The sequence below is a fragment of the Gelidibacter japonicus genome (assembly GCF_010725055.1).
In the GTDB taxonomy this organism is placed as follows: Bacteria; Bacteroidota; Bacteroidia; order Flavobacteriales; family Flavobacteriaceae; genus Gelidibacter; species Gelidibacter japonicus.
This window is the reverse complement of sequence record NZ_BJKB01000021.1, coordinates 1-24,107: the sequence shown is the minus strand read 5'-3', so window position 1 is coordinate 24,107 and position 24,107 is coordinate 1. Positions and strand designations below refer to the sequence as shown.

The 24,107-nt window shown below is 35.0% G+C and carries 15 protein-coding genes and 1 pseudogene; 5 read left to right on the top strand and 11 right to left on the bottom strand.

The genetic code is table 11. The features are described 5' to 3' along the window. The 3 genes from G6N06_RS17215 to G6N06_RS17205 form a co-directional block, all read right to left on the bottom strand. The coding region (locus tag G6N06_RS17215; protein ID WP_240338096.1) for a SusC/RagA family TonB-linked outer membrane protein at nucleotides 1-2,958 on the bottom strand (2,958 nt) is incomplete at its 3' end. 316 nt (nucleotides 2,959-3,274) lie between these two features. Further along, nucleotides 3,275-4,444, bottom strand: a complete 1,170-nt coding sequence (locus G6N06_RS17210; protein WP_163517955.1) for a FecR family protein — start codon at nucleotides 4,442-4,444, stop codon at nucleotides 3,275-3,277. 415 nt (nucleotides 4,445-4,859) lie between these two features. Next, nucleotides 4,860-5,402 carry an RNA polymerase sigma-70 factor gene (locus G6N06_RS17205; protein ID WP_240338095.1) on the bottom strand — a complete coding sequence of 181 codons (543 nt, stop codon included), beginning with the start codon at nucleotides 5,400-5,402 and terminating at the stop codon, nucleotides 4,860-4,862. A 397-nt stretch (nucleotides 5,403-5,799) separates the two neighbouring features. On the opposite strand from G6N06_RS17205, the gene G6N06_RS17200 reads away from it, so the two are divergent. Next, entirely contained in the window at nucleotides 5,800-7,242 is a 1,443-nt protein-coding gene (locus G6N06_RS17200; RefSeq protein ID WP_163517953.1) for a hypothetical protein, read from the top strand. Between the two features lie 47 nt (nucleotides 7,243-7,289). Here G6N06_RS17200 and G6N06_RS17195 read toward each other — a convergent pair. Continuing rightward, nucleotides 7,290-8,045 (bottom strand): annotated as a pseudogene (locus tag G6N06_RS17195) (XRE family transcriptional regulator); the annotation flags it as partial. Between the two features lie 70 nt (nucleotides 8,046-8,115). Here G6N06_RS17195 and dinB point away from each other — a divergent pair. The 4 genes from dinB (at nucleotide 8,116) to G6N06_RS17180 (ending at nucleotide 13,547) form a co-directional block, all read left to right on the top strand. Further along, nucleotides 8,116-9,330 (top strand): DNA polymerase IV, encoded by a 1,215-nt coding sequence (dinB, locus tag G6N06_RS17190; protein ID WP_163517952.1) that lies wholly within the window; start codon nucleotides 8,116-8,118, stop codon nucleotides 9,328-9,330. After that, the gene (locus G6N06_RS17185) at nucleotides 9,330-12,287 is read left to right on the top strand and encodes a DNA polymerase III subunit alpha (protein WP_163517951.1); all 2,958 of its coding nucleotides are present in this window, start codon (nucleotides 9,330-9,332) and stop codon (nucleotides 12,285-12,287) included. Before dinB ends, G6N06_RS17185 begins: the two co-directional genes overlap by 1 nt. Nucleotides 12,288-12,382: 95 nt before the next feature. Beyond that, nucleotides 12,383-12,511, top strand: a complete 129-nt coding sequence (locus G6N06_RS20035; protein WP_262890121.1) for a hypothetical protein — start codon at nucleotides 12,383-12,385, stop codon at nucleotides 12,509-12,511. A 268-nt stretch (nucleotides 12,512-12,779) separates the two neighbouring features. Next, a complete protein-coding gene (locus tag G6N06_RS17180) occupies nucleotides 12,780-13,547 on the top strand; it encodes an SOS response-associated peptidase (RefSeq protein WP_163517950.1) in 768 nt (255 codons plus the stop codon). Nucleotides 13,548-13,568: 21 nt separating this feature from the next. Here G6N06_RS17180 and G6N06_RS17175 read toward each other — a convergent pair whose 3' ends face one another. From G6N06_RS17175 to G6N06_RS17145, 7 genes are all read right to left on the bottom strand, one after another. Further along, nucleotides 13,569-14,198 (bottom strand): hypothetical protein, encoded by a 630-nt coding sequence (locus tag G6N06_RS17175; protein ID WP_163517949.1) that lies wholly within the window; start codon nucleotides 14,196-14,198, stop codon nucleotides 13,569-13,571. A gap of 14 nt (nucleotides 14,199-14,212) precedes the next feature. Then, nucleotides 14,213-16,486, bottom strand: coding sequence for an anti-phage 6A-MBL system cap2_3 protein (gene cap2-3 / locus G6N06_RS17170; protein WP_163517948.1), 2,274 nt, complete (start codon nucleotides 16,484-16,486; stop codon nucleotides 14,213-14,215). After that, nucleotides 16,473-17,639, bottom strand: coding sequence for an anti-phage 6A-MBL system MBL-fold protein (gene mblB, locus G6N06_RS17165; protein WP_163517947.1), 1,167 nt, complete (start codon nucleotides 17,637-17,639; stop codon nucleotides 16,473-16,475). The genes cap2-3 and mblB overlap by 14 nt, the downstream gene beginning before the upstream one ends. 306 nt (nucleotides 17,640-17,945) lie before the next feature. After that, nucleotides 17,946-20,696: a tetratricopeptide repeat protein gene (locus G6N06_RS17160; RefSeq protein WP_163517946.1), complete on the bottom strand. Its 2,751-nt coding sequence runs from the start codon at nucleotides 20,694-20,696 to the stop codon at nucleotides 17,946-17,948. Nucleotides 20,697-20,862: 166 nt separating this feature from the next. Continuing rightward, entirely contained in the window at nucleotides 20,863-22,119 is a 1,257-nt protein-coding gene (locus G6N06_RS17155; protein WP_163517945.1) for a site-specific integrase, read from the bottom strand. Nucleotides 22,120-22,695: 576 nt separating this feature from the next. After that, nucleotides 22,696-23,415, bottom strand: a complete 720-nt coding sequence (locus G6N06_RS17150) for a hypothetical protein (RefSeq protein ID WP_205334787.1) — start codon at nucleotides 23,413-23,415, stop codon at nucleotides 22,696-22,698. Further along, nucleotides 23,409-23,951, bottom strand: a complete 543-nt coding sequence (locus tag G6N06_RS17145; protein WP_163517944.1) for a hypothetical protein — start codon at nucleotides 23,949-23,951, stop codon at nucleotides 23,409-23,411. Before G6N06_RS17145 ends, G6N06_RS17150 begins: the two co-directional genes overlap by 7 nt. Nucleotides 23,952-24,107 lie beyond the last annotated feature (156 nt).

Below are 24,107 nucleotides of genomic sequence, written 5' to 3'. Positions count from 1 at the left end.
GTCTGTTGGTTGATTGTAATTAGTTCCGGGAAGACCATTGGTGAATTGATAATTATAACCTGTTTGTTTAACAAACTGGAAGAAGATATCAAACTCAAAATTTTTGAATTGAAAATTGTTATTGATACCACCGAAAAATTTTGGGTTTAGATTTTGGATATACTGTCGATCGCTTGTATTTATTATACCATCGTTATTCACGTCTTCAAATTCATAAATTCCAGTTTCAGGATTTACCCCAAGATTATTATATAACTTGAGAATCCCTAAAGGTTCTCCAATTACCAATTGATTAGCAAAAGTTGACTCTTCCAAACCTGGGAATTCCACTAACTCATTTTTGGGAAAAGTAATATTCATTGAGGTATTCCAACTGAAATTTGGAGTGGATACATTTTTTGCATTCATTTCAATTTCTAAACCAGTATTTTGCACTGTTGCATCAAAATTTGCAGTCAATGTACTAAAGCCTGTAGTAGTTGGTAACGGAATACCTATTAGCTGATTAGATGATCTGTTATTATAGTAATTTGTATTAAGGAGAATTCTGTCATTAAACAACCCTATCTCAAGTGAAATCTCAAATTTCTTATTTTCTTCCCAGGAAAAATCGGGATTATATAATCTAGTGGGTGCCAAAGTAGGAATACCTTCATAATACAATCCACTTGAGGCATATGTATCCAAATATTGATAGTCTCCTATCTGATCATTCCCAGTTATTCCAAAGCTAGTCCTTATTTTTCCAAAACTTAAAATGTTGGAATTACCTAAAAAATTTTCTTCAGAAAATATCCACGCCATACCTACAGCTCCAAAATTGGAAAACCTACGTTTAGGTCCAAAACGGCTGGATCCATCTCTTCGACCCGTAAGATTTATAATATATTTACTCTGGAGATTATAGTTCACTCTAGCAAAAGCGGCATTATATACGTATTCTGTTTTTGAATTATTTAGTACATAAACGTCTGCAGCAGAAGCTAGGTCTTCTATTAAACTATTACTAGTAAAGCCATATCCTGATTGGACCAAATTCTCGCTGACTTGTTTCTGAAAAGTAAGACCTCCGAGGAAAGTGAGTTCACTTTCTTTGAAAGATTTTTTCCATTCTAATTGAGGTTCCATTATATATGAATGTCGATGACTATTATTTACTGTAGTTGAAGAATACTCACTCCCCAAACCATATGCGGGATTGTAAATAGTATTTGGAGTAATATTTTTTTCATTGAAAAAAGTTATATTGTAACCCAAATTGGTTTTAAATTCCAAATTCGGCATTATTTTATATCCAAAACTCAAATTGGAAAATAGAGTATTTGTTTTAGCTAAATATGTTGCATTAATATTCGCCATAGGATTGATGAACGTTCCATCTTCCCAATTAATTTCTCCATTTTCATCATAAATTTCTGGTGCATTTGGGGCAATATATACACTTCCCAAAAAATCTGTTTGAGGCAAATCATTTTTATCATTACTATAATTGGCTGAAAACCTCATTGTGAAATTATCATTTTTAGATCTATTAGAAATATTAAGTAAAACTGAACCTCTAGAATATTTAAAATCACCCGGAAATACTGTAGTTTGACTTTGAAAATTCCCACTTAACAAAAATTGAGTAGTTTCATTTCCTCCTGAAACCGCAGCTTGATAATTAGTTATTTTGGCTGTTCCACCTACAAAAAATTCTTGCCAATCAGTGTATCTATTACGATCCCAAGTACCGTTGATATCATAATCTGAAAATGCATAATCAATTCCATCATTTTCAAATGCCTCATCACGCATCTCTAGATATTGTTCGGTATCCAATAAATCAAGTTTCCGCGTAATGGTTCCAAAGCCATTTGAAATGTTTAAATCAAATTTTGTTTTTCCTATATAACCTTTTTTTGTAGTTATCAGAACTACACCGTTCGCTCCACGAGACCCATAAATGGAAGTTGCATCTGCATCCTTAAGTATTTCAATGCTCTCTATATCTGAAGGATTAATACTATTGAGCACATTTGACCCTTTAAAACCATTCAAAATATAAAATGAAATATTTGGATCTTGGAGTGTATTTGATGCATATGGAACACCATCTATAATGTAAAGTGGATCATTACCATCAGATCTTATACTATTTTGACCTCTAATTTTGATATCAAAACCACTACCTGGCACACCTGTCGTCTGGATTATATTAACTCCAGTCATCCGTCCTTGTAAGGTGGCCAGTGGATTAATTACAGGTTGCTTTTCTATAGTTTTTGCTACAACTTTAGAAATTGAACCAGTAGTTTCTCTTTGCGAAGTTTTATAATATCCTGCATTAATTGTAACTTCATCTAGCTTACTAATGTTTTCCCTAAAGACAACATTTACTTGTGTTTGACTACCTACAATAATTTCTTGTGTAAGAAAACCTAATGCAGAAAATACCAATATGTTTTCTTGATTAGGCACTAAAATGGAGTAAGAACCATCAAAATCAGTTGCCACACCTATGGTGGTTCCTTTTATTAAAACAGTTGCTCCAGAAACCGGAAGACCTGCTTCATCCACTACTTTACCCACAACTTGAATCGGTTCTTGAGAGAAGAAATCTTTAATGATAATCGTATTATTTTTAGATACTATCACATTAAATTTACCAGCATCAAGGCTTTGGTTCAATAATTTATCCACTCTTATTGTCCCTTTTTTTAATTGAACCTTCGGTACGTTTTTAAATAGTCCTTCTGGATATAAAAATCGGTATTTTGTTTGGTCGATAATGATTTCAAACACTTCGTCAATCGTTGCGACTTTATCTACATCGATTGTCACCTTTTCTTGAGCAAGACTATTTTCGGTATTAAAACTGAAAACAGTGGTACATAATAGAAAGATAAATGTTCTCATAATAATCAAGAGAAGCCGTTTTCGAATGAGGGAACGGACATTAATTAATTTAATTTCCATAAATTTGTGTGTTATTAGTTAGTTAAACATTTAATTGATTAATAATGATATAGGGGGATTTCAGTTTTAATACTTTAGCGAGTTGGAACTGATTCCTCCTTTTTGTTTGGTAGTTATTTTTTCATACTATATTAGAGTTTAGGTTACTATTTAATTTATTGAAATAACACGCCCACACGCCATCTGTCTTTTCACTAAAAACATCCACCGGATGTTTTCTACGTTAGGGCATAGTTAGACATTCGTTTGATTATTACACTTTAGAGGGACGAAGTTGCGACATGGCCAAATGATTGACTTTGCTCCTTTTTTTTCTTTATTTGAGAATCACATTTTTATTCTTGATTTCATAATTTTTAATTACACCAAAACCTTGAATTGTATTAAGAATGGTCACTATGTCCTGATCCTTTCCCAATACTCCTACGAAGCGCACATTTTCTAATTCTTTATTGGCAAAAGTGACGTCCATATCATACCATCTGGAGAGCACTTTCATTATCTCCTTTAGGCTTTTATTCTTCACAATATATTCGCCGTTAATCCATGCTATTTCCGCTTTGATTTCAATATTTTTAATTGATAGGTTATCGGTTGTTAAATTAAGGTTCGCTTGTTGGTTAGGTGCTAATACTTCTTTTGTTGACGCAGTATTAATAGCTACTTTACCGCTCACCAAGGTTGTATAAATGTTTGACTCGTCTTTATAGGCTTTAATATTGAATTCTGTACCTAGTACTTGTACCTCTTGGGTTTGATTAAATACTTTGAAGTCAGAACCTTTATGCTCTGTACTGTGGGATACTTCAAAATAGGCTTCGCCATATACAAGCTCTACTTGACGGCTTTCGCCGTCAGTAAAACTTACCGGGTATTTTATTTGGGTTTCGGAATTCAACCATAATCGGGTACCATCTGCAAGGGTTAATTGGAATTGCCCTCCTCGTGGGATGGTTAAAATATTGGTTGTTGGTTGTTGGTTGCTGGTTGTTGGTGAAGAGGAATATACGATTTCCTCTCCGTTGCTGCTTGCGTTTTGGGTTTGGTAGGCTGTTCCTTTTTCCAAAGCTACTTGTGTGCCATCTTCTAAAGTCAAGGTTGCTTTGTCGAAACCTGGTTCGATTTGGTTGTTGACGATGATAGGTGTGGTGTTTTCTATCTGGGTATTAAAAATTGTTTCTCTTAAGAAGTAAGTTGATGCCAATGCTATAATTAGGATTGCAGCGGCGGCATATTTCCAATATATTTTGCGTACTGGAACTTCAATTCTACTTTTGACCTTTTCCCAATCGGCTTTTTTGTCGATTTGATTTTTAAGATTTAGGCGCTCTTTTATTGAAGCCTCATCAGCAAGTTGTTTTAGGATATAGTTTTTGTCTGTCTGGTCAAATTCTTGAGAATTTTCCAAGGCCGTAGGCTGTTCATCGTTCAATAGCTGTTTGGCTAATTGTTTTGATAGTTTTAAAATTTTGTCAAAAATGGGCATAGAATTGTGTGGTGTTTATTCTATGACGATTAAATGTGAAGAGAGGGTAAAAAAAAGGTTAAAAAAATTTAAAGTTTTTTGTTTTACTTACTTTTTTATACGCCCATTTTATTTTGTTATTGGAGCTTATGATGTGCTTCGCAATTCCATTCCGTAAAAAGTAACAAAAGGCTAGGCCATATGTAAATTATTTAATTTGATTTCTTCCCTTACTTTTTTGGCATTGCCCCAAAAAAGTAACAAAAAAGGTCTAGCCTGCGCTTTCTTCTTCACCCATGACGGTATGAAAATCGAAACAAAAAGAAATCACATTTGTTTCCCAAATGCTCAAACAGCTTTTTGTTTTTTTCGATTTATCATACCTATGGGTCCCGAAGTCGAAACCAAGGTCAATTATTGAATTCGTTCAAATAAATTAATTAGTGGTGTCGAAGATGAAGGCGATGAGGATGAAGTAATCCTTCAATAGTGGTTTGAGGCGTTTGTAGGCTATTTTCTTTTGGGCCTTGACAGTGTTGATGGAAATGCCCAGCTCTTCCGCGATTTCTGCATTGGTAAAATCCTTGATGCTTAACCGTATGATTTGGGCGCATTTGTTGGGCAAGGTGTTGATGGCATTCTCGATGATGGATGAGGTTTCCAAAATCACGACTTCGCGTAAAAAGAAGGGTTCGGTTTCCAATTGTTCCATTTCGGCCGTTGGGAAATGGTCGGTGGTTTTAACTCTTTTGCTTTTTAAATAGTCCAGAGATTTGTTTTTTACCGAAGTATAGAGATAAGATTTGATAGTGTTCTCATTTTGGAATTCGATTTTATCTTCCCAAATCTTTACAAACACGTCTTGAACGATGTCTTTTGATACTTCCAAATCCTCCAAATACTTGTTGGCAAATAGACACAACGAGGTGTATAGTTTATCGAAAAGACTTTTATATTCTTTTAATGTCAACTTATACATGTCGTTATTTTGCACTGGCTTTTTTGGCTTAATCCCTGCCCAAATCTAAATAAAAGAAATTAAAATTTATGATTTGAAGGAATTTAATCGCCAACGCACCCGGGCTTGCTTTTAAATTGTTACTAATGGATTTGATTCATTAATACCCATTTATCGGAATCGTAAACTAACCTCCTTCGGATTTGTAATTGGGGTTAATTGCGTAAAAGTATGTAGTAAGTTGGGTACTTGTTTAGACGCTAGATATTAGATATTTGGCGTTAGATTAAAGATAGTAAAAATTTTTGATATATTTTAAAGTAAATATTAAAAGTATGTTGATTGGAATTTGGAGGTTAAAGCTTGGTTTACGTTTCGATTTAATTTTTTTTATCTTTATGATTCTAACTAACTTATTATGAAAAAATTATATTCATTCCTATTCTTGGTATTGTCTTGGAGTGCTGTGGGGACTGCCCAAATGGTCATTACTGAACAAGAAGATCTTGTTTCCAGTGGTGCTTTTACCGATATGGTGTCCAAGAATTTCAATTATTTGATTTTAGGGGAAAATTCTCCTCAACAGGGCGGCAGTCTAACCTTGAATGAAACAAAAACGAATTTGAAATTAAACGGGCTTCTATGGTCAGGGACTTATAATATCCTTACACTAGAAACTGATTTTGGTGCCAGCGAGGGCTTCTATTTCTTTGATGAGGAAAAAGGCAGCAAAACATCGAAAGTAGGAGTCAATTGGTTTACTCAAATTAACTCATGGTCTTCATATCGAACTCCCAATAAGCAAAATCAAGAATATACCTTATTAAAAATCAGTGATTTGATATCCTTACAAATTTCAACCTATAAGGAACTAAAAAAAATTTTAACAGACAAAGTTTATCTGGATAGTGAACTCATTACCAAGGTTGAAGATAAAATTAATAAACTTAAAACACAATATCATATAGATAATGAAGCTACCCATATAGTTGATTTGGCGAGCTACAAAAAAAATCCTACGAATCTCGTTACCATTACATACAAAGATGAGGATCAGAAAACTGTTATAAAAACCATATCGGACCCTACCTATAATATTGCCCTGGTATTTGAGGATTATTTAAAGAAAACCGAGTATATTTTAAAGACATTGGAGAAAGATGTTCAGGCCATTGAAAATGAAAAATCGATGGACAGTTGGATGGGGCACCATGTTGTATTTTTAGGATTTAAAGGTTTTTATAAACGGGAAAGCTTTAGAACTTTTGCTTATGACAGTACCAAAGTATTTGACAAGATGTTTGATGATATCCGTGGGGATGTTTATGGTCTGGATTTTAGTTTCAATTATCACTATAAGAAAGGAGAAAGTGGTTGGTGGGGTTGGCCGAAAACTTTTTTTGGAAGAGGGGTTATTAGTGGCCATAGGGCCTCTAATATCACTGATTTTAAGAGCAAAAAAATAAATCTGTCAACACCATTAGGAATGGATAATTCAGGAAACCCAATTATAACCACCAGCGATGACAATGCCTTTATAGGACAGAATAGTTATGCATACGGATTTAGCACGGCCATAGATTTTGATATTTATTATTTTCCAATCGAATTTCCCATTGGTTTGTTTGCCGAAGTGCGTTATGAATATATCAATTACAGCAGTTCAAAAGACATCGATGACAAAGAGTTATCCCCATTGCGAGTAGGCTTCTTGTATAATTTGAAAAACAAGGAAAAAGATAAGCCGTTTTTAACGGTGACGCTTTTTATGGATCGGACAGATTTGAGTTTGTCACCAAATGGTGTAGATAATGATTTGAGATTTGGATTAGGGGTTGGTTTACCTGTTAATTTGAGGTAGACTTATTACCTCCTTACCTTAACTTTGAATATCAATAAGAGTGTAAATCATTTCTTCAATCTTTCAAGAGCTTTCAGTTCAACACCCAGTTCATTGAACATGGATAGGATACTACTTAATTTGAGTTCTTGCTCGTCATATTCCTGTGTATTGATGCTACAAGTAAATTCCCATATCTCTAGTACTTCATCTACAGGAACACTGTAATCATGATAGATTTTATTATCTGACATCAAAAGAAGCGAATTATTAAATTCAATGTTGTTCATCACCCTTTTGTAAACCATCCCATCGTTTAGTGTTACTAACACATAGGTCCTTCCTGTTTTTATTTCATTTCTATCCTCAACATAACGTCCTACTACATAGGAACCATTTTTCATTGGTAACATTGAATCCCCTTTAATTGGAAATGCTCGATGTTTCCCTGTGGGTAAAAAGGGCAATTTTATTTTTTCCAGCTGCTCTATGTATTCAGGGTCATCGTAGCCTGCCAAATAACCTGCCGATGCTTTAATCGGCACGACCTCAATCAAATTGTTATTATCATCATCCACCATGATTGGAAAAAGTACTCTTTGGTTACCAATGTCTATAAATGAAGCGTCGGTTGTTTTTGTTAGGTCGTTGCGGAGCAAAATATCGATGGGAAGTTTAAATAAATTCGATATGTTGATCAACAATTCCAACGGCGGGTCTGAACGACCTTCTTCGTAAGAGCTAATTCGAGATCGACTTACCTTGAGGCTATCTGCCAATGCTTCTTGAGTTAAGCCCTTGAGATGAATTAAATGACGGAGGTTTTTTTAGATATTTTTCATAATGCTACAAATCTAGGCAATGATTGCTCACAAATGTAGCTAATTTTGCTGTATGAACAAAACCATTCTTCATTTGGATTTAGACACTTTTTTTGTGTCTTGCGAGCGCCTTATTGATAGTAAGCTGCAAAAGCGTCCATTGCTGGTTGGTGGTACGAGTGACCGTGGGGTAGTCGCCGCGTGTAGTTATGAAACTAGGCGGTTTGGTATTCATTCCGGAATGTCGATGAAAGTCGCGAGACGATTGTGTCCAGAAGCTGTTGTTATTAGGGGTAATGCTTCCATCTATACCAAATATTCCCAACAAGTGACCGATATTATCAAGGACCAAGTGCCCGTCTTTGAAAAAGCAAGTGTAGATGAATTCTATGCAGATTTGAGCGGCATGGATAAATTTTTTGGTAGTTATAAGTTCGCTTCTGAATTAAGGTCCACCATCATCAAGGAAAGTGGCCTGCCTATTTCCTTTGGCCTATCTTCCAATAAAATTGTTTCGAAAGTTGCCACAGGCGAAGCCAAGCCTAATAATCAATTACGTATTGATCCAGGTTATGAGAAGCCTTTTATGGCTCCTCTGTCCATTCGGAAAATTCCATCTGTAGGCGAAAAAACCTATCACGTATTACGGAATTTAGGCATTGATAAAGTCAGCGTCGTCCAACAAATGCCCGTAGAAATGCTATCGAGCGCCTTGGGTGTCAATGGTGTGACGATTTGGAAACGTGCCAATGGATTGGATAATCCTCCTTTGATTCCTTTTCATGAACGCAAATCCATTTCCACAGAACGCACGTTTGAGAAGGATACTACGAATATATCACAACTTCGCACCACTATTTTTGCCATGGCCGAAAATATGGCTTTTCAACTGCGCCGAGGCGGTAAATTGACCTCCTGTATCAGTGTCAAAATCCGGTATTCAGATTTTAATACCTATTCCAAGCAAGTGCATATCCCCTACACCAGTGCTGACCATATTCTTATTCCGAAGATTTTGGAACTTTTTGAAATGCTTTACCAACGACGGTTGCTTATTCGATTGGTCGGTGTGAAGTTCAGTGATTTGGTCACAGGAAATTATCAAATCAATCTTTTTGATGATACCGAAACTATGCTTCGGTTATATGATGCCATGGATTCCATACGAAATCGATTTGGAGAAATGAGCATTCAACGTGCGGCCTCCATGGGTGCCAAAACCATTGGCCGTTTTCATAATCCATTCAATGGAGAGCCCCCGATTTTATTAGCCCATAGAAAACAATAATGTATATCAATAGTCACTCTTATTATTCGTTGCTTTACGGCACATTTTCGGAAGTAGAGCTTCTTAAACTCGCTAAAGCTAATGGTGTGACCAGTCTTGCTTTGACCGATATCAATAATACCTCTGCTTGCTTGAATTTTATTAGAAAAGCAAAAGATTTTAATATTAAACCCATTATAGGAATTGATTTTAGAAACGGTGCACAGCAACAATTTGTTGGGTTGGCAAAAAACCATCATGGTTTTCAGGAACTCAACGCTTTTTTGTCCGAGCACTCCCATAGTAAAACTCCTATTCCCGATAGCGCACCCGCTTTTAAAGATGTGATTGTCATCTATCCATTTGAAACGGTTATGCTGCACGAACAAAAGAACTTTAGACCCCATGAGTTTATTGGTGTCTCGGTGGATGAGTTAAAGAAACTTCCTTTTTCAGCTTACACATCCTATACGGACAAACTCGTCATTCAACAGCAAGTGACCATTAGAACCAAAAAGGATTTTAATGCACACCGGTTGTTGCGAGCCATTGACAAAAACACTTTGTTGAGCAAACTTCAGAAAACCGAGGAATGCCGAATGACCGATGTCATGTTACCAATGGAAGCATTGGAATTAGCCTTTAAAGAGTTTCCTCATATTATTGAAAACACACAACGCATTTTAGACAGTTGCAGCATTGATTTCAACTTTGGCTCCCATCGTATATCTCAAAACCAACAGTTGTACCTGGACTCGAAAGAGGCCGACTATGCCATGCTCGTAGGTTTATGCAATGAGAATTTAACGCGACGTTATTCGCATCCAACCGAAAAGGTAAGAGCGCGATTGCAAACCGAACTGGAAACCATTAAGGCTATGGATTTCGTGTCCTATTTTTTAATCAATTATGATATTATCAGTTATTCCAAACGTCAGGGAAATATCCATGTGGGGCGTGGTAGCGGTGCCAATAGTATTGTTGCCTATATTATAGGCATTACCGATGTGGACCCGATTGAATTGGATTTGTATTTTGAACGGTTTATCAATCCGTTCCGTGCCTCCCCTCCAGATTTTGATATTGATTTTTCTTGGAAAGACCGAGACGATATTACCCAGTATATTTTTAAGCGGTTTAACCATGTGGCTTTATTGGCTACTTATAATACCTTTAAGTATCGAGGTGTTGTTCGAGAATTGGGCAAAGTTTTCGGACTGCCCAAGGAAGAAATTGACAAATTGAGCGATGGCCATTATAAGGTAGAACAGTTGGACGAGCTATCGCAATTGGTTTTAAAATATGGCCAGCTCATTAGAGGCTTTCCACACCATTTGAGTGTGCATTCCTGTGGTATCTTGATTTTAGACCAACCCATCCATTGCTATTCTGCCACGGATTTGCCACCAAAAGGCTTTCCGACAGTACAATTTGATATGATTATTGCCGAGGATGTGGGCATCTTTAAATTTGATATTTTAGGCCAACGAGGACTTGCAAAAATCAAGGAAGCCATGGAGATTATCCGTTATAACCATCCTAAATTGCCACCTATTGATATCACCCAAGTTGAACGCTTTAAAAATGACCCCAACATCAATACTCTTTTAAAAAGTGGGAAAGCTATTGGCGCCTATTATGTCGAATCTCCAGCAATGCGAGGATTGATGCAAAAATTGCAGACCCAGGACTATTTGGGATTGGTGGCTGCAAGTTCCATTATTCGCCCTGGTGTTTCCGATTCCGGAATGAAGAAAGAATTTATCATTCGACAACGTCATCCAGAAAAACGAAACGAAGGCAATCCGAAGCTGTTAGAAATTATGCCAGACACCTATGGAATTATGGTCTATCAAGAAGATGTTTTGAAAGTCGCCAATCAGTTTGCAGGGCTGACTTTGGGCGAAGCCGACGTGTTGCGTCGAGGGATGAGCGGTAAATTTAGGTCCCGACAAGAATTTGAGGCGGTAGAGCAAAAGTTTATTGCCAATTGCAAAACCAAAGGCTATCCTGATGAACTCACATTTGAAGTTTGGAATCAAATCAAGAGTTTTGCAGGGTATGCCTTTGCCAAAGGGCATTCCGCTTCCTATGCCGTGGAGAGTTACCAAAGTTTGTATCTTAAATGTTATTTCCCCTTGGAATTTATGGTGGCCGTTTTGAACAATGGCGGTGGTTTTTACAGTACCGAACACTACGTACATGAAGCCAAAATGTGTGGCGCCCGTGTGCATCCTCCTTGCATCAATACTAGTGACCATCCCAATATCATTCAAGGAACTGACATTTATTTAGGTTTTGGACATCTGAAAAGTCTGGAAGCGATGACCATTAAACGGCTTCTTACGGAACGACAGCTGCATGGTTTATTTTCTTCATTAGATGATTTTATTGATAGGGTCGTCATCAGTATTGAGCAGCTTACCATTCTTATCCGTATCGATGCCTTCAGATTTACCAAGCAATCGAAAACCGAATTGTTGTGGCAGTCCATCTTTAAGCTGAATGCCAATAAACATGCCACCAAGCAATCCCGGTTATTTAAAACAAACCATCGACAGTTTAATTTGCCTACCCTTACCACCTCTTACATTGAAGAGGCCTATGACCAAATGGAGCTTTTGGGTTTTCCGTTGTGTAGTTATTTTGATTTGGTGGATGAGGTATTTAAAAACAGCATTATGGCCACACAAATGTCGCAACATATTAACCAAGCCGTATTGCTTTATGGGGTTCTTGTTAATACCCGTTTCCATATTGCCTCCAATGGGAAACACATGCGATTTTGCACGTTTGTGGACAAGGAAGGGAATTATTTTGATACCGTCCACTTTACCCAAGTGGTAGATCTTTATCCCATACATGGTGTAGGTGTTTATGAATGCTATGGAACGGTGACGGAAGAATTCGACTTTTGTAGTATTGATATTATTTGGTCAAGGAAAGTCTCGCTAAAACCTGACCCGAGGAGTGTTTAAATTATTGAATTTTATTTGGGTTACTTTTTAAATGAATTGGATTCGCACTTTTGTGTGATAAAGATTAGTTTTAAACCTTATAAAAATTGTATATCATGATACAGACAATCCTAAATGGACCTGAAAAAGAGTCCAAAGATAAGCCGGCAACCCGTCCAGCTCCACGTACCAACGCGGACAAGGAAAAAGAAGATCCAAGAAAAGACCCTAAAAAAGGAGACTAATTAAATACTTGAGGATTTCATCATCCTGCCAAAAAAGCTTCTGTGGATTTAGTTCCTTTAGGAGCTTTTTTAATTTTGTCTTCATTGAACAAAAAAACCTATATTTATGAATGACAAAACGTAAGCTTCCAAGATGGTTCAGAATTTTTCGATATTATTTGAATTGTCTGTGGTACTATGTTTTGTTTCCATTGGGTGCAGAAGAGGATGAGTTTACGAAGCAATGGAAAAAGAAGCGATGACTTACTATCTTTAAAACTATCAATCCATGTGTTTTCATATAAGTACCTATAAAGAACCTGAATACTGGGAGAAAAATTTTAGAGTCAAAATAAGTGACCCAAATTTGAAGCCTGTTTTTAGTAAACCAAATTATCATTTGAATGGATTTTCCCATCCTAACATGTTAATCATACCACAGGAAAAAAGTGATGTCCTTGCCCCAGGAGTTTGGGGTATTGTGCCTTCAAATAAAACCAAAAATGAGATTAAGGACTATTATAAAGAGGCCGTAAAATATGGTAGTGGTTTAAATGCCCAGTCCGAGAAAGTGTTTCAGCATTTCATTTACAGAGACTCGATTATGACGAAACGTTGTGTGATTCCTATTAACGGTTTTTATGAACCACATGAACACAACAAGAAAAAGTATCCGTTTTACATTACAGTAAAAAACGAACATCCTTTTGCTTTGGCTGGTATTTATTCCGTAATAGATAGCATAGCTACATTTACTATTTTAACGAAGGCTGCTTCGCCACTTTTTGCAAAGGTTCATAATACCAAAAAACGACAGGTCATTATGATGGATGAAGAACAATCCCATAATTGGTTGTCAAATGATTTAAACACCGATGATATTAAAGACCTAATCCAAAGCGATTATCCTGCCCCTAAATTAGAGGCCTATTCTGTGAGAAAGGATTTATTTAAACGCAATGTTAATAGTAATGTTGATACTATTACGGATCGGGTGGATTACCCGGAGTTGTCGGTTCTTTATAAAGACATTGCTGAATTGACACAAGCATCGTAACCATTAGTTGATTTGCGAAAATTAACTTGAAGATTCCAAAGCTAAAACATTTGTCACAAATCGGATTCCTCTATTTTGGGCATTTATACATACTATCAGGTATTGTAACAACAATATAAAAAAGTAAATTACATTTAAAGGGCATGACCCCAAAATCAAAACAGGTATACCCAAAAAGATTAAGAATAATACGGATAACGATGTTAAATCCCGAGCTAACAAAAAAGCCTTATGGCTATTTTGCACAATAACCTCTGAACTGTTTTTTCTATAAATTTGATACCATAATCTATTTTGGTGAGAAGGACTCGTTGGCAAATTACCATAAGTTTGTTTCAATTTATTCCTGTTGACTCGATGGTCCTTTTTACTTAATTTACTAAAAGCTCTTGAACCAGGCAAAGGATATTTTAATTTCCAGTAAACCAGAATAGCTTTAACAGTGCTTGGCAAAAGTCCATTTAGCAAGAATAGTAACAAAGGAGCTATTGAAACACCTAAAATTTTAAGTATAAGAAAAATATTAAAGTTATTTGTAAGCTCTAAAAAATATTCAGGAAAAAACATCCCAAATAGAAAAAGCATGTTCGCTGATAAGAATACCCACAGTTGTGGTGTATTTTTGGCCTTTAGGTTTATTTCGTTAGACATAATGTAATGTTAAGTTAATATACAAACGGAAATAATCCGTTGGGTGTAATTATCGTCAAGAAAACGGGTAGCGGTGGATTTAGTCTTTCAAATTCCAATTTATGTTTACCTACGCTCTCCATGTCCTGATCGCTTAATGCATTTGGGCCTTTAGGATGTGTATGCCATTCTCCAATATACCCAATTTGTCCTCCAGAGGACTGTATGGCATTTTCAATTTCTTCTGGTAAACCATCTATTCCGCGCATAAAGTGTATAGAATTAGCTTTGCTGTCTTTTGGGGCCCTAATTGAATCAACCACATAAATAATTTTTGTTTTATGATTACAATAGCCCACAAAAACCCCTCCGGTTTCATTTCTCTTTGCTTTTGAAAACTCTTTCATTATTTTTTCATAGACTTCACTTTGAATTCTTACACTCCAACTATTATCATTTATGGCCTGATAAATATGAACTGGCGCAACCTTTATTGTATTAGTTGTAATACTATACACCCCATCATCAGATATTTGTGATAAAAAAATTTTACCATTATCGGGAACATTATTCATCTCCTTTTTGATTATTCCTGAAAAAAAAGATGCATGTGATGCTATTTTATCATCAGACAAAACAGTTGTTTCTGAATTGCAGCCAATACCCACTCGAACATTCAAATTAGTATTACTATGAGCCAATTTTTCTCTTTTAAGCCAATCTTTAATTTCTGATTTCTGCAAAGACAAATTATATAAATGCGCCTGTAAATCATCTATACGTGGATTGCGACCATTCCCTTCCCTATATAGTATGCCCAAGTTTCCAAAATCAGAGATCATTGCACTCAACACATTTTTTTCAACTATGTGTTGTCCTATTGATAGAGTGTTAAAAAAAGCTGGAGATGCGGTGAAATCCATAATCCAATTATGGATTTCAATAAGAGGCTTTTGGTTTATTATTTCCTTATCAGAAAAACCAAATGATGGGGCTGATTCCAAAGGGTACATTTTATTTATTGCTCTTGCCAAAGATTCAGCTTTATTCTCTCCTTCATGTTCAGCAAACAGCGTATGGCGTACTAAATTATGAGGAGACAAAGAATCAGGATCAACTAATGACAATTTTGGATAACCTGATCTAGCAAGATGCATTATTATCTTTGAACCAAGAGCTCCACAACCGAATACTAATGTTCTAAAGCCATTTTCCAATTGAAAATTGGATATTTTTGCAGCTAATTTTTGAGTTAGTGGTTGATTGTGAGAAAAGAAGTTAATCTCTATATCATCTATAATTTTACCATCTTTGATGTGCTCTAATTTAAGCCAAAATCGAAAATTGATTAGTTCAATATTTGATGAATAGCCAATCAATGGTTTGGTTCGTCTTATTGCAACAATTACAGGAAAGTGAATGAAGCGATTAAGGTGAAAATTTGCAATTAAGCAATTTTCAAGATGATTATAATCTATTTGAAAAAATGCACAAAAAAGTTTAAAATCTGCCCAATTTTTCGGAAGATTTACGGAATATTGACTATTTACAGTATGTTCATCAGCCCATAGGAGATAGCCATAATGATATTTCCTTCTAGTAGAATCATCCTTCTTTTTCTGATTTTCAATATCTACTTCTTTGAGTGTGTCAATTGCATTGTCAGGGTTAAGGAATTTAACGAACCTATATGTTTTTTGATTTATATCTAAACCACGTTCGAATAAGGCAATGGACAGATTTTTATAAGTAAGTAATGGAGTGTTTGTTAATACTGGTCGCACCATAGTATCGTAATCATAAATAATCGTACCAGAATAGCCTTCTAATCTTAAAGGTTCAAATTGCTCACCATCCTCATTAAGCTCACCTGCAGCAGCATCACCTAACCAATTGGCTATACGAATAATTAAATCTTCAATTCTTTTATTTGCATACCATTCATCACGATTACATCTAACATAACAAAAGGCGGGCGGACGATTATTTGCAGCTATATAAAAATGCGCAAGTTGGTCCTTTGGAAAATCTAATCGGTCGGTATAAACTACTGGGGCCTCATATGGATAATTTAATAAATTAAATACCAAAACAATTTGTTCTTTAGCCTTAATATCTATATTATCGATATTACCTAAACTTGGCAATTCAACACTTATCACAATTGGCACTCCAATTCTACCGTTTCCCCAATCATGAATCGAAAGAGACTTTTTGGTTAGAATTTTCAGTGAGTTAAGAGAATCCTGCAAAGCAGGATTCTCAATTTTATCACTGAATATGGGCAAGCTGTCACTAAACCTCTCCATTTCCATAAGTTGAAGGTGTGTTGATAGCGCCTAAAGCAGCACCACCTGTGACTCGGGCTGAACCCTCTACTTTTTTAGGCTTAACGATACCTTGTTGTGTCACCTCGTATATTATAGGTTGCGGGGTATTGTTTACAACATTGTATGTAGTTGTATTATGAAAATTGCTTTCAGTAACTTTTTTCACATATTCACTTTTAGCTTGATAATGTGGAGGATTATCATCATTTTTTTCAATTTTTTTGCTAGAAGCAATTACTTTAGCATTCGTCCTTTTGTAATCTAGAACTTGCAAAGAGGTTTTTTTAGGGTCAGGATTCTCCGCTTGAGGCCTGTCATTAAAAAATGACCAAGAACAATGATGAGGCGACAGAAATAAATCCCATTCCAAAGCTGACTCGTTATTGTATTTTTTAGTTTTGTCCAGAATTATACACCATGAAGTGTGGTCCGAATCACCCCCAAACATCGCCAAAGTAGAAAATCCGGTTTGATACGTAGTATTTCTAAACCTTGCTTGAAAAACTATGCTTGTTGAGTTTTTTTTGTCATCGCCCATGGCTTCAAGATGTTCCTTGAATGGTGCATGAATAAAAATTGAAAACAAGGTCTGATCACGGTCGTTGAATCGTGTAACAATATCTCCAGGGACCGCTCTTAAATAATTCAAATCTTGATAATCGGCATTTCCATCATAACCAATAATCTTTATTCTATTTCCTCGATTGTCCTTTTTAGAATCATTGTTTCTGTGTAATGCCAATCTTCTTTCGGCTTCTTGCTGATACGCATCTTCATCCTCATTAGAATGCTCTTCGGCAATCATTGGTGAGAACCACATGGTATCGACTCGTATCAACTCTTCCTTTTTGTTAGCTTCAGAATAGTTTTCTGGAGCTCCTTGATAGAAGTGTTTTTTGAATCCACGACAGTGATCTTGATCCCCATGCGTTAATATAAACACATCCACATAGGGAATGCCTCTGTCAAATTGGACGCTTTTCATTAAATCTGCTTTTGCGTCGTAAACTTCATCACTGTCACAGTTCCTGATATTGCAATCAGTCAGTATTGTTGTTTTGTCCTCCAATGTAATTAAGGACATGTCTCCATTACCCACCGGGTAATATTTAATTGTAGCATTTGTTGCCATATTTTTTAGTTTTATACTATTAATTAATTTTATTTGCACTATTTCATTATTATCCCTTGGGAATAATAAGTATCAGCCAAAATATTAAAGCTGAAATGAGTTAATTTTTAATCGAAATCGTATAAAAGAAAATGACAATAATGCTTGTAGAAAAAATAAGTTTACTTATTTTTGTTTAACATCAATAAATTTTATTATCATTTTTCGAAAATCTGACTCCAGATTATTTGAATTTTAAGAAGCATGGTTTAAGATGTTGGAATCTTAATACTGTGCTTTCTTATAAAATAATATTTTGTTTTAGTTTTATATTTGGTTCTTTCTTAAATCTTTCACCTCCTTTTTTAAATCGTTAATTGTTTCAGTTAATTCTTTCCCTGCCTTTAAGTATTCAGAAGGAAATTCATCTTGTAGATTCTCCATTAATAGGAAATATACAGGTTTCAACATTGCTTTAAATTCATCATGTTCTTCTCTGTTAATAATATTCAGTGCTGCATGGTATTCTTTTTTTGCAATCAATAGAAGAAAATAATCAACTAAATCCGCCAAAGCTCTCTGAAAATATCGCTCATTTTCTAAATCATTATATGATCGATAAATTTCTTGAGTTAAATTGTGGATATCATCCAGAGACTGGGACGTACTTCCATTCCATAATAATATTTTTGCATACAACAATTTATATCTCAAATCATTACCATATGCATCAATGTATTTTTCTAACAGATTTTTTGCAAATAATTTTTTGTTTTTCCTTCGGGATTCATAAATACTCTCTACCCAACAATCAACAATTTTAGTCTCACCTAATTCAATTGCTCTACCAAACATTTCATCAGATTTTTCAAAATTTTTCAATTTTGAATAATGATGGCCTAACAAATGCGCAGAATCAGCATTTCCACGTTCCAATCCTTTCATAAAATATTCTGTTGCCTTATCAAAATCTTTGTTTTTAATATAAAGCTTGCCTAGTTCATTATATGCATCTAGTACACCTTTTTCAATTGCAATTTCATATTGTTTAATAGCTTCGTGAAATTTTTTCTTCTTAAAAGTTGAATAGAATTTACCTAAATTGACATTTGAACGATCTTCATCAGCCTCAACAGCTTTCTTTAAAGTTATTTCAATATCCTTAACTCTTTTTAATCCAATATAAACCTTTGCTAATGCAGTATTAGAACCTTTCACTTTAGCATTTACTGCCTCTTTCAAAACTTTTTCGGCTTTTTCGTACTGCTTTAATTGAATGTAGATTTCTCCAAGAGATTTTAGAGATTTGTGAATGTTTTTTGTAGCTGCTTGGGTGTGGTATTTAATTGCATTTTCATAATCCTTTCTTTTCATAAAAATATCGCCCAACCTATATGCAGCATATGGATGAGGTTTAGGCAATCTTAAGCCCTTTTGATAAAATTGCATAGCCTCCTCGTAATTTTTTAAATAAACTTCATTAATTAAGCCTAAAGTAATTGCCGCAAAAGAATTTTGATTATCCAATTCCCAAGCAAGTTTTGCATCTTGCAAAGCTTCCTGATGTTTACCCTGCATCAAATATATTGAAGTTGATAGCGTAAAATAATTGACGTTTCTTTTCTCAACATCATTAAGACGATTTTCTGCTTCCTCAAATTTTTTCGCTTTTAAAAGATTCCTAATATCCAACAGCACCTCTTTATTATTTGTTTTAACATTCTTTAATAATTTGTCAGGAAGTATTGAATTTGTAGCTGTTATAATTTCTTCTTTCAGAGAGTCTGGTACGTTTTCACATGAGAGAAAAGTATTGCCCATATCTATTGCGGCCAACTCATCATACTGACCTTCCTTAAGGTTAATGATATGTTTTTTAATTCTTTTTGTTAATTCGCTTTCATCGCACCAAGCATCAAAGAATCTGACTAACCAAACTACATTGTCATGATCATTTTTCCTTCCGAATCTCATCAAATACCAAATGTTCATAAACCGATCTTTGATACGGTAAAGGTGATTTTTAGTATTGGTGGGAACTTTTTCAACTATTTGATTTCTTTCTAAATAAGAAAGAATTGAGGAGACATTTTTACTTTCTAATCTGGTTTTCTTTGAAATCTCCCGTACCGAAATGGCATCCCATTTTCTTGCAATCGCATCTATAACTTTTTGCTGTTGTGAAGATAATTGGTCAAGTTCAGATTTATAAAGCAATGTGAGAGTATCTATCAAAAGATACAGGTCCTTAATAGCCTTTCCGTTCTCATTATCCAAAAATATTTGAAAAAGATACGATATAGTCCTTGGTACTCCACCAGTTAATCGACGCAAGGCATCTACTCTTCCAGGATGATTTCTAATAACAGATTTAATCTCTTCCTGTTCACCATACTCTTGTCCAATACTAATTAATAACTTGTTACATTCACTTTGCGACAAGCCGTCTAGCTGGACTATTTTAAAGAAGTCATAAAAATTGTCACCAAAATCAATATTCCCATCATTAAAGTATGCAGATGAGCCAATAATTTTAAAGGGTGCATCGGAAGTTAATATGCTTTTCAAACGTTTGTTTTCAGAGTCTGAAAGTTTTTTGAGGAAAAAATTTATGTTTTCCATAAAAAGAACTGCAGTCTTTTTTTTATTTACCAAAAAATCCATCAAATAATGATAAGCAGCAATTTCATAGTCCTCTTCATTATCAATTATTTTTTCTATTTCTTTAGGGAGATTTTCATGATAGAAGTTATCGTCAATTCCAACCGCTATTGCTTCCCACAAGTTTGTTAAATCTGATAAATTATATTGCTCTTCCGAAAATAATATTGGCAAAAAACGATTTGATAAATTCAAATCATCAAGTATTGCATAGTTAAGCCTATGCATCAATGTTGTTTTTCCAGCCCCTCTTTGCCCAACTATAACAGTATTAGGAAAATCTTTAGATGTTTTAGATTTTCCTAACAGTTTTTTAATTGCTGAAAATTCAGATGTTCTTACAACAAATCCGTTGATAATGCTAGATTTAGACTTGTTTCCGGTGTTATTTCTTAAAAATATATCTTGATGCCCCATAAGTTAACGATAAATTATATGGCAAATATAATGACAATTTATTTATCGTCAAAATTTTTAGCGATTTTTTTATCGTTAATCAGAGTTATTGTTATTTTATAGTAATTGTGAGAATGATCTAGATGGTTTTAAGATTTAGCTGATATAAATTAATTGAGACTATGTTCTAACTCGATTTTACATCTCTTTCATTATTGTTAGCGTTCAATTTCTCTTTAAGCAATTTCATGTCATCGCTAACCTTTCTCTCAATCACTTTGGCATAAATTTGAGTGGTGGATATTTTACTATGACCTAACAATTTTGAAACGGTTTCAATGGGTACACCATTGGAAAGTGTCACAGTTGTTGCAAAGGTGTGCCGTGCCATGTGAAATGTTAGATTCTTCTTGATGCCAACATAAAACATCACCTCCTTTAGATATTGGTTGAGCTTTTCATTTGTAATAATTGGTAGTAACGAACCAGTAACTTGAGTCATTGGGTGATTTCTATACTTTTCAATAAGCTCTTCTGCCTTATTCAACAATGGAACTTTAACCGGTACATTTGTTTTCTGACGTTTCGTAATAATCCAATCATTACCGTCAATTCCTTTGAGAATATTATGTGCCGTCAAATTCATGATATCGACATAACTGATTCCGGTATAGCAGCTGAATACAAATAAATCCCTCACACGGTCCAATCGCTCTGTTGGGAATTCAAAATTTTCCAAATTAGAAAGCTCGTTATCAGAAAGAAATTCACGCTCCTTTCTCTCAAAAATTGGTTTCCATCTTACAAACGGGTCCTTTGAAATCCATTCCATATGATAGGCCAAGGTTACCATTTTACGAAGTCTTTGTATGTGCTTAATTATAGTGTTCTGTGCCATTGCTCTTGGGTGACCTACTGGCCAATAAGAGGACAAATAACTCTCGAAATCACATAAAAATTTAAAATCCAATTCCTTTAAATAGATATCAGTAGTTTTTTTAGTCTTCCTCAAAAATTTGGCAAGGTAACTTTCGGTTACGCCAAAATTTCTGATAGATCCCTTTGCATGTGTATGCTTGATTTTTTGGGTATGGTGGTATTCTATAAGATTCATCAATGATTTGGATTGCTCACCCTCTCCTGTGTAGTTTGCTTTTATTAATTCTGCAGTAATCAGTATTTCTTGGAATTTCAAATCTTGATAGATTTGAAAAAGCTTGGTGTATACCTGGTCGAGATATTGGTTGATTTGTTTAGCAGCTGCAGAGTGTCCTTTGACACGCTTCTTGGCCACATCCCATTGGTCCACATTGACCTTCCGTTTAAGGCTGATATTGACCCTCTTTTGATTGACTGTGACTCTTGCATAAATTTCTGCCTCCTTGTTTATAGCACGTGAAGCATTGATCCAAAATAGGATTGAGAATGTGTTTGATGTTTTCATAGTTGTACGTCTTTAAGATTATACTTGAGAGACGAAAGTCAAATCAACTATGGTTTGTGTTTAGTCCGCGGTCAACAGTGTTGACCGAGAGAAATTTTGTTGACCGCACAGCAACCATTTAATATCATATTATATCAAATTTTATGTGCTTTCAAAAACAACAAAACCTTGCAAATCATAGATTTTACAAGGTTTTATAACTCTTTGGAGTTATTATTGTGACCACGGAGGGGATTCAAACCCATTCCGGCAAGCCGTATATTTGTTGAGTTTTTATGATTGGAAGACGTATTACTAACCTAATAACTACCTTTTTTATTTATAGCATTTACTGTTATTTGACTTCAATCTTAAGGTAAAGATAACATTAGAACTACTAATAACAAAACCAATTCATAAAAACCTGATTCTAAACAGCTAACTGAGAGGACATTTGCTAATATATAAAACAGACTTAGATCCGATAACTTATATCACAAGTGCCTCAATGGCATTTATGGTTCAAAAGTGGCGGATGAAGGACTACCTCCTCATTTTAAAAACAATCAATTAGAATGATAAAGTATAATTTTATTTTTATTTTCTAAAATCGGGATCCATCTCAGGAGTGCGAAGGCCAGCCACTTCATTTGCCATTAGGATGAACACATTCCAACACAAGCCACGGGTGGACGGCCACCAAGAATCGGTGGTTTCCCATTTGGTCGGAATAAACTCTTTGCTATATGGCCATTTGGGATTGAGGTTGATTTCTGCCCAAGCACGGTTTTCCATAAGAGCTTTTGCTTTCTTCCAGCCGTGCCTATATCCTACGACATACCCACAATATTCGGGTCTCATCCAGCTTCCTCCGTTATAATAGAAGCCATATCTTGTACCGTCCTTATAATTAGCCTCTCCAAATTCCCTAAAAGGCTGATAATCTGCAGTCATATATGAATACCCATTTTCGCTATTATCCAGGCGAACAGCCACGGGAGCTGTAGTTCCGAATTCTGGGTGTGGCGAATTTGGCACTTTGTTTAATATGGGGATTTGTTCCAAATGGTTGATCACCATTTCGTCCGTTAACATGGGTTCATTAAACAACCATAACGAAAAGAATTCTGGCTCTAAATCGGTCATCGTAATAATATCCGGATAACCTCGATCAAATACGATATGTTTTCTATCCACATCATAGAAATTGAGATAACCTGCTATGGCGTTCTGAATATATTCATCTGATATATCATATCCAAGCTCCCTTATTGTTTTTAAGGCAATAATTGGTTTATCAATAACATTAACTACCATTTTTCGACTATTATTCCCCCAATTATTCCACCAATAGTAAAGCCTATACTGATAACCCACCAATAAGCTTTTAATAGGTTTATAAAGGTTAATCTCTCTGTCAAATCTCTTATCCTATCTTCTTGTTCTCTAATTGTTTCTTTGTGTTTTAGGCTTTCGTAATTAAGTTGGTCAATCTTATCCTTTAATTCTTGTCTATTATCTATTTTTAATTTTTCAACTTCCTCTTTTAATTTAGAATCGTGTAATTCTTGAAAATAATTTGAGAAACTTTTATGTGTGTTTTTAAAGTCCAATACTGTATCATCGTAACCAATAAAGTCACCATCTTTGGTTGGCACTTGAAACCCAACACCTAGCTTTTTAAAAATCAGTTTTAGATTGTCAAAATCAGAATCGATTTTAGCTTGGTTGTCTTTATAATCATCGTAGAAACCTTTATTATGCAAGTCGTTTGAAGAAACATTGCTTTTATACTCAATCAATCGGTCTAAAATCCAATCAAGTTTTTCAATATCCTTATCGGTTATCTCCATCTCTATTGTTTTAATTCTGACTAACGTTTTTGTAATATACTAAGAATCAATTAATTTCAATTCCAAGGTCTTCATTGGTCAAAGCGAATTTATCGATTTGTTTTTTAATTCTCTTAACCAAACCTAGTTTTCTCTTTTGGTCCAAAAAGAGATAGC